The 12,486-nt window shown below is 63.3% G+C and carries 11 protein-coding genes; 2 read left to right on the top strand and 9 right to left on the bottom strand.

What is annotated here, in order from left to right:
* The first annotated feature begins 68 nt into the window (after positions 1-68).
* Positions 69-500, top strand: coding sequence for a TerB family tellurite resistance protein (locus NKI69_RS03420; RefSeq protein WP_352609576.1), 432 nt, complete (start codon positions 69-71; stop codon positions 498-500).
* A 21-nt stretch (positions 501-521) separates the two neighbouring features.
* Here the strand turns inward: NKI69_RS03420 and NKI69_RS03415 are convergent, their stop codons facing one another.
* The 5 genes from NKI69_RS03415 to NKI69_RS03395 form a co-directional block, all read right to left on the bottom strand.
* Complete coding sequence (locus NKI69_RS03415) at positions 522-2,144, bottom strand: ABC transporter ATP-binding protein (RefSeq protein WP_352720065.1); 1,623 nt, start codon at positions 2,142-2,144, stop codon at positions 522-524.
* Positions 2,141-3,010 carry an ABC transporter permease gene (locus NKI69_RS03410; protein WP_023812270.1) on the bottom strand — a complete coding sequence of 290 codons (870 nt, stop codon included), beginning with the start codon at positions 3,008-3,010 and terminating at the stop codon, positions 2,141-2,143. Before NKI69_RS03410 ends, NKI69_RS03415 begins: the two co-directional genes overlap by 4 nt.
* Positions 3,007-3,954 (bottom strand): ABC transporter permease, encoded by a 948-nt coding sequence (locus tag NKI69_RS03405; protein WP_352720063.1) that lies wholly within the window; start codon positions 3,952-3,954, stop codon positions 3,007-3,009. The genes NKI69_RS03410 and NKI69_RS03405 overlap by 4 nt, the downstream gene beginning before the upstream one ends.
* 265 nt (positions 3,955-4,219) lie before the next feature.
* Positions 4,220-5,698, bottom strand: coding sequence for an ABC transporter substrate-binding protein (locus NKI69_RS03400; RefSeq protein WP_352720061.1), 1,479 nt, complete (start codon positions 5,696-5,698; stop codon positions 4,220-4,222).
* A gap of 163 nt (positions 5,699-5,861) precedes the next feature.
* Positions 5,862-7,142, bottom strand: a complete 1,281-nt coding sequence (locus tag NKI69_RS03395) for an acetylornithine deacetylase/succinyl-diaminopimelate desuccinylase family protein (RefSeq protein WP_352720059.1) — start codon at positions 7,140-7,142, stop codon at positions 5,862-5,864.
* Positions 7,143-7,364: 222 nt separating this feature from the next.
* Between NKI69_RS03395 and NKI69_RS03390 the strand changes: the two genes are divergently transcribed.
* Positions 7,365-7,793: a L,D-transpeptidase gene (locus NKI69_RS03390; protein WP_023812266.1), complete on the top strand. Its 429-nt coding sequence runs from the start codon at positions 7,365-7,367 to the stop codon at positions 7,791-7,793.
* Between the two features lie 60 nt (positions 7,794-7,853).
* Here NKI69_RS03390 and NKI69_RS03385 read toward each other — a convergent pair whose 3' ends face one another.
* The 4 genes from NKI69_RS03385 to NKI69_RS03370 are packed head-to-tail and all read right to left on the bottom strand — an operon-like array spanning position 7,854 to position 12,430.
* The gene (locus NKI69_RS03385; RefSeq protein ID WP_352720122.1) at positions 7,854-8,837 is read right to left on the bottom strand and encodes a lipid A biosynthesis lauroyl acyltransferase; all 984 of its coding nucleotides are present in this window, start codon (positions 8,835-8,837) and stop codon (positions 7,854-7,856) included.
* A gap of 13 nt (positions 8,838-8,850) precedes the next feature.
* On the bottom strand, positions 8,851-9,879 hold the full coding sequence (locus tag NKI69_RS03380; RefSeq protein ID WP_352720057.1) for a zinc-binding dehydrogenase: 1,029 nt from the start codon (positions 9,877-9,879) through the stop codon (positions 8,851-8,853).
* 37 nt (positions 9,880-9,916) lie between these two features.
* On the bottom strand, positions 9,917-11,188 hold the full coding sequence (locus tag NKI69_RS03375; protein WP_352720055.1) for a beta-ketoacyl-ACP synthase: 1,272 nt from the start codon (positions 11,186-11,188) through the stop codon (positions 9,917-9,919).
* 51 nt (positions 11,189-11,239) lie between these two features.
* Positions 11,240-12,430 (bottom strand): beta-ketoacyl-ACP synthase, encoded by a 1,191-nt coding sequence (locus NKI69_RS03370; RefSeq protein WP_023812262.1) that lies wholly within the window; start codon positions 12,428-12,430, stop codon positions 11,240-11,242.
* Positions 12,431-12,486 lie beyond the last annotated feature (56 nt).

The following is a 12,486-nucleotide window of genomic DNA, read 5'->3' as shown; positions in this document are numbered from 1 at the left end:
GCTACCTCTATCCAAGCGCATCGCGCTTGGATTTGTATTTGTGTGGTTAACCCGGAAAGAGGCTCCTGATGGCATTCGCATTGCTGGACCAGATACGTCAAATATTCGACGGCGACCCGGGTGTGCGCAAGGTGGCGGACGATCCGGTCCTGTCGGCGGAACTGCTGATGTTGTTTCGCATGATCCTGGCCGACGGGTCTGTCAGCGAGAGCGAGATGGTTGCCTTCCGGCGCATCTGCAAGGACGCCTTCGGCATTGCGGAAAGCAGTATCGACAGCGTCATCGAATATCTCAACGAGTTCGGCTACGAGACCAATGGTTCGCAGGCGATCGCACTGTTCCGCGACCTCGATGTCGAGCGGCGCCGGCAATTGGCCAAACATATGGCGGAGATCGCCAAGGCGGATTCGCAACTGGCCGAGAGCGAGATACGCCTGCTGCGCCGCACGCTCGACCTGCTCGATATCAGCCCGGTCGATGTGGTGAAGCCGCAGGAGTGATTGGGCCGCCTTCTCTCCTGATCAGCCTTGCTCTCGCAGCCGCTTCGCGATTGCCCGGTGCAAGTCAGGGGCGGCGGTGACAAGCGCCTTGGCAGCCTCGGATTGCGGGTCGTCGAGCACCTCGCTCGTCTTGCCGCGCTCGACGACCTTGCCGTCATGCATGACCAGCACCTCGTCCGTGATGGCGCGGGCGACGGTCAGGTCGTGGGTGATGAAGAGGTAGGCGATGCCGAGCTTCTGGTTGAGCTCGGCGAACAAATCGAGGATCTGGGCGCGGATCGAGACGTCGAGCGCCGAGACCGGCTCGTCGGCGACGACCAGCTTGGGGCGGGTGATGATGGCGCGGGCGATCGACAGGCGCTGGCGCTGGCCGCCGGAAAATTCGTGCGGGTATTTGTCCATGTCGCTGATGCCGAGACCGACTTCGTGCAGCGCATGCGCCACCATCTCGCGGCGTTCGGCGCGCGTCGGCTTTTTCTCCAGCACATGCAGGGGTTCGGCGACCAGTTTTTCGACCTTCTGGCGCGGGTCGAAGGAGCCGTAGGGATCCTGGAAGACGACCTGCATGTCACGGCGGGCCGGCTTCAGCTCGGCTTCGCTCTTGCCGGTGACGGTCTCGCCTCGGAACCGGATCGTGCCCGAGCTTGGCTGGTCCAGCGCCAGGATCATGCGGGCGAGCGTTGACTTGCCGCAACCGGAGCGGCCGACCAGCGCCACTGACTGACCCGGCGCCATCGACAGGGACACGTCGTCGACGGCTCGGATACCAGGCGCACGCTTGAACAGCGAAGTGCGCCGGCCGGGATAGTCGCGCGTCACGCCCTCGACCAGAAGCAGGGGATGGCCCGCCTCGATGCCATGCGGCCTGGCGCGCGCCGGCACATGCATCGAGGCCTGCGCCAGCTGGCGCGTATAGGGATGGAGCTGTTCGGACAGCGTGCGCGCCGTGTCGCCGGCTTCCATCACCTTGCCGCCGCGCAGGATGGTGATGCGGTCGGCCATCTCGGTGACCACGGCGAGGTCATGCGAGATCAGGAGCAGGCCCATGCGGCTTTCGGCGACGAGGTCGCGCAAGAGGTCGAGGATCTGCGCCTGCAGCACCACGTCGAGCGCCGTCGTCGGCTCGTCGGCGATCAGCAGCTTCGGCTTCAGCGCGCAGGCGATGGCGATGACGACGCGCTGGCGCTGGCCGCCGGACAGTTCATGCGGATAGCGCGACATCGGGAATTTCGCCGAGGGCAAGCCGACACGGTCGAGCATTTTTCGCGCCCGGTCTTCGGCCTCGGCGCGGCTGGCCTTGGTGTGCCAGCGTATGCCTTCGGCAACCTGTTCGCCGATGGTCTTGACCGGGTTGAGCGCCGTCATCGGCTCCTGGAAGACCATGCCGATGTCGTCGCCGCGCAGCGCGCACATCTGGTCCTCGGTTGCTGCCAGGATGTCGATGCCGTCGAATGTGACATGTCCGGTGGCGCGCGCGGCATGGGGCAGAAGCCGCATCACCGTCAGCGCGGTCATCGATTTGCCCGAACCGGATTCGCCGACCAGCCCCATTACCTCACCGGGCGCGACGGAAAGCTCCATACCCCTGAGGATCTGCGTGTCGCCGATAGTCAGCGACAGGTTCTCAATGTCGAGCAGGCTCATCGCTGCCGCCGCGATTTCGGATCGAGGATGTCGGCAATGCCGTCGCCCAGCAGGTTCAGTCCCAGCACGGCGACGACGATCGCCATGCCCGGAAAGATCGCCATCCATGGCGCCACCACCATGCGGGTCTGCGCGTCGAACAGCATGCGGCCCCAGCTCGGCATCGGCGGCTGGGCACCCAGGCCCAGATAGGAAAGCCCGGCCTCGGCCAGGATGCCCAGCGCGAACTGGATGGTGCCCTGCACCAGGAGCAGCGTGGCGATGTTGGGCAGCACATGTTCGATTGTGATCTGCGTGCTGCTCTTGCCGGCGGCGCGCGCGGCCAGAATGAACTCGCGCGGCCAGATCGCCAGCGCGCCGGCGCGGGCGACACGGGCAAAGACCGGAATGTTGAAGATGCCGATGGCGATGATGGCGTTGATCGCGCCCGGCCCGAAGATGGCGGTGATCATGATCGCCGACAGCAAAGCCGGGAAGGCGAAGACGAGATCGTTCAGCCGCATCAGTGCCTCGTCGACGAGGCCGCCGCGTGCCGCGGCAAAGGCGCCGAGCGGCACGCCGACCCCCATGCCGATGCCAACCGCGACCAGCGCCACGGCAATCGAATTGCGGGCGCCGACCATGACCATGGACAGGATGTCGCGGCCGAAATGATCGGTGCCGAACCAGTGCGTCAGAGAGGGGGCTTGCGTCTTGTCCGATATCACCAGTTTGGTGACGTCGTAGGGCGTCCACGCATAGGAGACGATTGCCATTGCCAGGATCAGCAGGGTGATGACGAAACCGGCCACGAAGGCGGTGTTCCTGAATGCCTTGGCCAGGATGCTGCCGAACGTCTCCTCTGGGATGTCGATGTGCAGTGTCATTGCCGGCTTCTCAGGCGCGGATCGACAACCGCATAGGAAAGATCGACGAGAAGGTTGACGGCGATGACGGCGGCGACCAGCAGCATGACGACGCTTTCGACGACGATCAGATCGCGCTGGGTGATCGCCTGGAATACCAGCCGGCCGAGGCCGGGCAGATAGAAAACATTCTCGATGATGATGGTGCCGGCAAGCAGGAAGGCGAATTGCAGGCCCAGAATGGTCAGGACCGGGATCATGGCGTTGCGCAGTGCATGCCGCCACAAGACTGCGCGATAGGGCAGGCCCTTGGCGCGGGCGGTGCGGATGTAGTCTTCGCTCAGCACCTCGATCAGCGCCGAGCGGGTGACGCGCGCCAGGATCGCGGCTTGCGGCAAGGCAAGTGCGACCGCCGGCAGCAGCAGCGATTTCAGGGCTGGCCAGACGCCGGCACTCCAGCCGGGAAACCCACCGGCCGGGACCAGCCGCAGCCAGACGGCGAACACATAGATCAGCATCAGCGCGAACCAGAAATTGGGCACGGCGACGCCAAGCTGTGCGGCACCCATCGAAATCGTATCACCGGCGCGTCCACGCCGGCTGGCGGAAAACAGGCCAACGGGAATCGCGATGATGGTGGAGAGCGCAAGTGCAATCAGCGCCAGCGGCAGCGAGACGGCAAGCCGCTCGCTCACCAGGTCGATGACCGGCACCGAATAGGTGTAGGAACGGCCGAAATCGAGGCTGAGCAGGCCGTCGGCCCAGTGCAGATATCGCAAGGCCAGTGGCGCGTTGAGGCCCATCTGGTTGCGGAGAAGTTCGATCTGGTCGGCGCTTGCGTTCATGCCCAGCATCAGCCGTGCCGGATCGCCGGGCAGGATCTCCAGCACGGCGAACACCACCATGGAAGCCAGCAGCAGCGTGGCGATGGCGACGGCGATGCGTTTTAGGAGATAGGCGGTCATGGAAGCGGAGGCACTGTTATTTTGTCCACCGGGCAAAGGTTGCGTTCCCGCACACCCCCCTCTGTCCTGCCGGACATCTCCCCCGCAAGGGGGGAGATTGTGCTCTCATCGAGGCTTTCGCCAATCGTTGACGGTGCGCAGACCAAGAAGGTTGCAAAGGGTGCACCATCGGCCAAACTGCCGATCTCCCCCCTTGCGGGGGAGATGCCCGGCAGGGCAGAGGGGGGTGTGACGGAGCGCAAGTTCCGCCAGGCAGCCTGAGTCTTCAATCCGACCACTTCACCTTGGTCAAATCATTGGCCTGGATCGGCGCGTTTTCCCACAGCCCTTGCAGCTTGGCGTCCCAGACTCCGACCTTCGGCAATTCGTAGAGGAAGCCGACCACGGCATCGTCGGCCAGGATTTTCTGCGCCTGCCCCAGCAACTCCTTGCGCTTGGCTTCGTCGGAAGTGAGGTTCAGATCGGCGATCACCTTGTCGAAGGCCGGGTTGTCGTAGTTGAAGTAATAATCCTTGCGCGAATAGATATCGATGTCGTTGGGTTCGGTGTGGGAGACGATGGTCAGGTCGTAGTCCTTCTTGGTGAACACTTGATCCAGCCACTGCGCCCATTCGACAGGGATGATTTCGAGGTCGATGCCGACGTCGCGAAGCTCGGAGGCGATGATCTCGCCGCCAAGCCGCGCGTAAGAGGGCGGCGGCAATTTCAGCGTCGCCTTGAAGCCGTTCTCCAGCCCCGCTTCCTTCAGCAATTCCTTGGCCTTGGCGACATCATGCGGATAGCGGCCGGTGAGGTCGACATAGTCCTTGTTGGCGGGCGACATATGCGAGCCGATCGGCACGCCGAGGCCGGCCGAGGCGCCGTCGATGATCGCCTTGCGGTCGAGCGCATAGGAGATCGCCTGTCTCACCTGCAGCTTGTCGAAGGGCGGCTTCTTGTTGTTGATCGACAGGATGGTTTCGCCTTCGGTCGCGCCGATCACCACCTTGAAACGCGGGTCGTCCTTGACCTGCGCGACGCTGTCGGCGTCGAAGAACGGGAAAGCCTGGATGTCGCCCGAGAGCAGTGCCGGCACATAGGCCGCGGCATCGGGCACGATGCGGAACTCGGCCTTGTCGAGCGACGCTGGCGTGCCCCAGTAATTGTCCGATTTGACCAGGGTGATCGAGGATCCCTTGGCCCAGCTCTGGAATTTGAACGGGCCGGTGCCGATCGGCTTCTCCTTGTTGGTGTCGGCGGATTCCGGCGCCACGATCACTGCGTCGCCCCAGCCCATATTGTAGAGGAAGGACCCCTGCGGGTTCTTCAGCGTGACCTTGACCGTTGCGGGGTCGACGATTTCGACCGTGTCGATGGCCGCGAACAGGCTCTTTTGCGCATTGACCGAATTGTCGGTGCGGGCGCGGTCGAGCGAGAATTTCACGTCACCGGCGTCGAAGTCGGTGCCGTCGTGGAATTTTACACCGGTGTGCAGCTTGAAAGTGTAGACCTTGCCATCATCGGAAATGGTCCAGCTTTCGGCCAGATCCGGCAGCACCTCGCCATTCGGCCCGATGCGGGTCAGGCCCTCGAACACATTGGCGTAAAGCACCTCGTCGATCGCCGCGGCGGCACCGGCGGTCGGATCGAGATGCGGCGGTTCGAGCGCGATGCCGATGACCAGGTCGGTTCGCGCGGCAAACGCGGAGGTGCCGGCGGCCAGTGACAGCACTGCGGCGGCCAGGATGGTTTTCCACAATTTCATCGTGCAACTCCCCATGCGTTTCAGACAGGTGCTCAAACCCGGGCGATAGAAGCGTGATTTTGCCAAGGAGTAAATTGCGTTTCGTTCTGCTCGTTGGTGTCGTTGGGAATGTTTTTGTCCTGGCGGCCTTATCGGCAGGTCGAAGCTTGTCGCGACACGCTCCTTATCCCGTGGCTGTGCCGCGCAACAGCACGTTGAGCCCGATCGCCATCACCTTGGCCGATTCCACCATGTCCGATATCCCGACCCATTCGTCGGGCCGGTGGGCGAGGTCGAGAATGCCGGGACCATAAGCGATGCAATCGTAGATATGGCCGATGCGGGCAATGTGTTTCTGGTCGTAGGTGCCCGGCGAAATGACGTAGTCGGGTTCGCGGTCGAAGATCGCCATGATGCCTTGCGCCACCGCCTTGACCACCGGCGCGTCGCGCTCGGTCATCAGCGGCAGCACTTCCATCAGGTCGCGGATTTCATAGTCGAATTTGTTCCGCTCGCGCTTTAACCGGTCGAGAATGCCGGTCACTTCACCTTTGACGGTGTCGAGATCTTCCTCGAGCAGGAAGCGACGATCGATGGTCAGCCGGCAGGAATCGGGCACGTTGGGCGAGGGCAGGCCTGGCCGGAAATCCTCGGTCTGGCCGCCATGGATCGAATTGATGTTCATGGTCGAGCGTTTTGCTCCTTCGGGCACGACCGGCATGCGCGTCATCTTGCGGTCGAGTGCGGGGAACAGTTCGTCCTCGAATGCCCTTAGCACGGCGCCCATGTGGCGCACCGCATTGTCGCCGAGGAACGGCATCGAGCCATGCGCGATCTCGCCCTTGGTCTCGATCTCCGCCCACCAGACGCCGCGATGACCGAGGCAGATGCGGTCCTTGTTCAGCGGCTCGGGAATGATGACGTGGTCGACCCTGGGTTTTGAGAAATAGCCGAGGCTGGCCAGATGGGCGACGCCGCCGAAGCCGCCGGACTCCTCGTCGACGGTGCCGGATATTTCGATGGCGCCGGGAAAGTCGGGAAACACTTCCAGGAAGGCTTCGGCGGCGATGATCGAGGCGGCAAGTCCGCCCTTCATGTCGCAGGCGCCTCGGCCATAGACCTTGCCGTCCCTGACGATGCCGGCAAAAGGATCGACGGTCCAGCCGTCGCCAGCTTCGACCACGTCGATGTGCGAGTTGAAGTGGACGCAGGCGCCTGACGATCTTCCGTCGAAACGGGCAACGACATTGACGCGCGGGTAGCGGTCGGTGTCGCCGGGCGTGCCTTCGGCGCGGATGAATTCGGTCTCGAAACCGCTCTTCTTCAGCCGCGCGCCGAGATATTCGGCGCATGGCCGATAGGCCTCGCCGGGTGGATTGATGGTCGGAAAACGGATCAGCTCAGTGGTCAGCGCGACGACATCGTCGCGCCTGTCATCGATTGCCCGGAGGAGTCGCTCGTTCATGCCCAGAGTTGAGCAGCGATCTCAGCGGTTTTGCAAGCCCGTTGGTGATCGAGCCTGGGCGGCGTGTCGTTGCGGCAACTATTGCGGGAAATCGTTCAAATTCGCTGCTTTGGATTGGCGAATTGGTCAAGGTGTGTGTGTTAGCCCGTTCATCTGCCATTAAAAAGATGAAAGACAATTTGAGGGCAGACAGGTTAGGGGCAATCAAAGGGGTTTGATCGCATGAAAAAGACAGTTCTCATGGCAGCCGTGTTTGTTGCGATGCTGTTCGGTGCTTCGGGGCAGGGCTGGGCAGCCAGCCTCGTTGCAAATATTGACGTGTCGTCGCAGACGATGACCGTCAGATATGGTGCGTCGGTTTACCGGTGGAGCGTCTCCACCGCGCGCAAAGGCTACATTACCCCGCGCGGCAGCTATCGGCCGCAACGGACGGCGCGGATGTGGTATTCGCGCAAATACGACATGTCGCCGATGCCTCATTCCGTGTTCTTCCGCGGCGGCTATGCCATTCACGGCACCGGCGCGGTGAGGCAGCTCGGGCGCCCGGCATCGCATGGCTGTGTGCGCTTGCACCCGACCAACGCCGCCGCCTTCTATGCGATGGTTCGGCAAGCCGGCTTCGGCAATACGCGGATTGTCGTGACGAACTGAAGAGATTCAGGTTCGCTGTTTCGGCTGGCGCAGGGCTAACACCCTCGCCAGCAGTTCTGTTTAAGCGTTTGGGACCGCTTTTGCCTGCGAGGGCCGCTTTCGACGCCCGCCGCTGATCTCCCACCTTTTGTGGAACCACATCCACTGGCCGGGATCTTCTCGCACCCAGCGTTCGACGACATCGTTGAGACGCTGGGTGGTGGCGTGGACATCGACGCTGCCGTCAGCGGTGCGCGGCAATGTCAGCTTGTCCTCGATTTCGAGCCGGAAGCGGTTGCCTGGCAGCCTGATGCAGCGCGCCGGATAGACATCGCAGTCGTAGTGTCGGGCAAGGGTGGCCAGCACCCGATTGCTCTGGCACGGACGGCCGAAGAACGTTGTATCAAGTCCATTGGAGAATTTCTGGTCGACAAGTATGCCGATGTTGCCGCCGTTCTCCAGGACCCCGGCCAAGGCGAATGAGGCACCGGCCATCGATGGCAGCAACGAGCCCATGGTCGAGCGGCGCGTCGAGAGGATGTAGTCGGCAAGATAAGGATTGTTGGGCGGCCGAAACAGCGCCGTGATGTTCATGCCGAAGGTCGCCGCCGCTACAGGCAGCAATTCGAAATTGCCGAGATGGCCGGTAAAGACGATATGCGGCTTCTGTTCGGCAGCGATTTCGAGGAAGTGGTCCGCTCCCTTGACCTCGATGCGGCCGGGCTTGCTGGCCGTGGGGTCATAGTCGAAGAGGGCGTCGAGAAAGATGTATTCCGCGGCAAGACGGGCCATGTTGCCCCACATGTCGGAGGCGATCGCCTGGATCTCGGCCTCGCTCTTTTCCGGATAGGCCTTGCGCAGATTGTCGACGGCGACCTGATGGCGTCCCACCCGGGGGCCGACCAGGCGTGCGACGCGGTCGGCGAAATTCAGCGCACTGTCGGCCGGCAGCAGACGCAGGACCGAGATGATCATCATCGCCGCCCGCGCCACCAGCCAGTAATTGAGCTGGCGCAGTTGCCTGCCGTAACGAAATTTTAGATCCCGGCGGAACTTCTTGAACACAGAGGTCAAGGCTCTAGCCGACGCGCAGGATGATCTTGCCGAACACGTCGCGGCCTTCCATGCGCTTCAGCGCGGCATCTATACCGTCGAAGTCGACTTCGGTGTCGATGACAGGTGCGACCTGTCCCGCCGCCATTTTCTGCATGGCGTTTGCCATGTTCTCCATGCGGCAGCCAAAGGAGCCAAGCAGTTTCAATTGCTGCTGGAACAGCTGCATGAGGTTGATCTGCGTCGACACGCCGGAAGTCGAACCGCAGGTCACCAGGCGGCCGCCACGCTTCAGGCACAACATCGAGGCGGCAAAAGTGTCGGCGCCGACATGTTCGAAGACGACATCGACGCCCTTCTTCTTGGTCAGCTTGCGCACGACGCCCTCGAAACGCTCGTCGCGGTAGTTGATGACATGGTCGGCGCCGAGCGCCTTGGCCTTGTCGATCTTGTCGTTGGAGCCGACCGTGGTGATGATGGTGCAGCCCATCCGCTTGGCCAGCTGGATGGCCGCCGAGCCGATGCCGGATCCGCCGGCATGGATAAGGATCGTCTCGCCGGGCTGTAGCCTGGCGTTGTCGAATAGCATGTGCTCGACCGTGCCGAAGGTGACGGGCGCGACCGCCGCGCCGATGTCGGTCACGCCGGGCGGGGCAGGGACCAGCAGGCGAGCCGGCAGGTTGATCTTCTCTTGCGCGAAACCGTCGAGATGGAAACCGTGCACACCCGAAACATGTTCACAGAGGTTGTCGCGGCCTTCGCGGCAGGCTCGGCAGAGGCCGCAGGTGCGCGCGCCGTAGATCGATACCAATTGTCCGGGCAGCAGGCTGGAAACGCCGGGGCCTACCGCCTCGACCTCGCCGGAGGCTTCGGCGCCGACGACCAGAGGCAGCTTGCGCTTGGCGAAGGCCATGCCGCGCCAGCCCCAGACGTCGATATGGTTCAGCGCCACCGCCTTGATGCGCAGCGTGACTTCGCCAAGTGCCGGCGGTGAGGGTGGCGGCAGGTCCACCGTTTCAAGACGGCGGTCCTCGATAAGTTGCAATGCGTGCATTGGGCCTGTCGGTTTCGGTCTGGCTGAAAAAGGTCGCTTAGACCGGTTCCCGCGCCATGACAAGGCAAGTGTTCTGGCCGCCGAAGCCGAAGGAGTTCGACAGAACGGTGCGGACCTCGGCATTGCGCTTCTTGTTCGGCACCACGTCGAGCACGATCGCGGGGTCGGGATTGTCATAGTTGATGGTCGGCGGAATGACGCTTTCGCGCATCGTCATCAGGGAGAACGCCGCCTCGACGGCGCCCGCCGCCGACAGCGTGTGGCCGATCATCGATTTGTTCGACGAGACCGGCATCGAGCCGATCCGCTCGCCGAACACGGTCGACAGCGACAGATGCTCCATCTTGTCGTTTTCGGGCGTCGAAGTGCCGTGAGCGTTCACGTAGTCGACCTCGTCTTCGCTCAAGCCGGCATCGGCAAGCACAGCACGGACCGCCGCGATCGCCGGCGAAGCGTCCGGCTTCGAGCGGGTGCGGTGGAAATCGTCCGCCTTTTCGCCGCAGCCGCGCAGGATGCCAAGAATCGTGGCGCCGCGCGCCATCGCGGCTTCCAGCGATTCCAGCACGAGAGCGCCGGAGCCCTCGGCCAGCACAAAGCCGTCGCGCTCCTTGGAGAAGGGTTTTGACGCCTTTTCGGGAATGTCGTTGTGGGTCGACAGCGCCGACAGCAGCGAGAAGCGGATCAGCGCCTCGGCGGTTGCCGAACCGTCGGCGCCGATCGACAGCGCCCGGTCGCATTCGCCGCGGCGGATCGCCTCGACACCGAGCTGGATGGCGGTGGCGCCGGAAGCGCAAGCGGTCGACAGCGTGATCGGCAGCCCGCGTGTGCCGAAACGGTCGGCAAGCCGGTCGGCGATCGAGCCGAACTGCGTGGTCTCGAAAATGTCTAGTTCCTTCAATCCGCGCGCCACCCGCAGCAGCCGTTCGCCGCCGGAGTCCAGTTTGTTGGAATTGTAGAGCGCGAAGCGGTCGTGCCAGTCGAGTTCGACCGGCGGTGAAGCGAGGAAGAGAGGACCACCGAAATCACCGGAATCGAGGCCGGATTCGGCCACGGCCTCACGCGCGGCGGTTTCCGCCAGTTCATAGGTGAGGTGGCTGGAGCCCTTCGAGCTCGATGGCAGGAAGTCGACCATGCCGGAGATGCGGGTGTTGAGATGATCGACCGGAAAACGGGTAATCGGGTGGATGCCCGACTTGCCCGAGGTCAGCGCCGCCCAATTATCGGCCTTGCCGACGCCAAGCGAGGTCACCACGCCGATGCCGGTGACGGCAACGATCGGCCTGCCCATATGATCGTTCAAATTGGCCATGCGGTAGCCCTCGATCGTCTATCGTTGCGGCATGGATCGTGGACCACCGCCTCAGGCGGCGTTGACGAGCGCCATGCCCTCGAATTGGTGATAGCCGATCGCCGTTGCAAGGACGGTTGCGGGAACCCCTTCGAACGGCTTCTCGGCTGCGGCATCAAAAACAGGGTAGGCGGCCTTGCGATCGACGGCCAGCGCCGCCAGTGCCACAGCGAAGGGAAACTGTGCTTCCTTCATGTGTCCGGTCAGCGTCGAGAAACCGCGCGCGGCAATCGCCGGATTGGCGTCGAGCGCGGCTTTCTCGGCGATGGTTGCCGTATGGGCGCCCGACGCGCCCGACAGGGCCAGCAATTTGCCGTTCGGCATTGCAGCCTGCTTGAGCAGTGCGGCGATCTCGGCGTCGAGTTCTCCCCGTGGGCGCCTGGCGCGGCCGGAGACGACCGGCCCAAGCTCGGCATAGATCTTGCGGCCGCGGCTCATCGCGTGTTCGCGCTGCTCCAGCACCAGGAAGGCACCGCCGGATCCAGTCACGACGCCGCCGCCCTCAGCCCCCTGTCTTTGCCAGACCGGCCTCCACGGGCCGCGATGCAAATAGCCGGCGAGTTCATAGCCGAGCAGCATGTCGGAATGTTCGGTCTGGAAGGCGCCGCCAACCAGGATGTGCGTCGACTGGCCGGAGCGGATGCGCGCGGCTGCTGTCTCGACGGCGGCGACACCGGCACCTTCCTCGCCCATGAAGGTTCTGGATGAGCCCGTCACCTTGTGGACGATGGAGATGTTGCCGGCGAGCAGATTGGAAAGCTGGGCCAGGAACAATGTCGGCCGCAATTCGGTGGTCAATTTCTCGTTGAGCAGCACATCGCGGTCGTTGCGGTTTTCCGAAGCGGCGAGAATGGCGGCATCGACTGCCTCGTCGCGTTCGCCGCCGCCTGCGGCCACGACCATGTCCATGGTCGTGCAGAGTTCGTCATTGCCTTTGATGCCGGCGTCGTCCAGCGCCAGGCCTGCGGCATAGGTGCCGAGCCTCTGCCAGGTTTCCATCTGGCGCTGATCGCCGCGTTTGGCGATCTGCAGGTTCCAGTCGATCTCCGGCAATGGATGGACGGTATAGGGTGCAAAGCGCGCCGCTTCGAGCACCGGTTCCAGGCCCGGCTGCGCGAGCTTCTGCCAATGGGCGTCCGGACCTTCCCCCAGCGAGGAGACAAGGCCGATACCAGTGATGACGACGTCGCGGGGGCTGCTCATGAGCGGCTTTGTGGGTCAGGCGGCAGGGCGCGTCAAGATCACGCGCTCAACCGAAG

This window comes from Mesorhizobium sp. M0491, assembly GCF_040321265.1.
Taxonomy (GTDB): domain Bacteria; phylum Pseudomonadota; class Alphaproteobacteria; order Rhizobiales; family Rhizobiaceae; genus Mesorhizobium.
The sequence above is the reverse complement of the archived record's forward strand: the minus strand, read 5'-3'. Positions and strand labels throughout refer to the sequence as shown.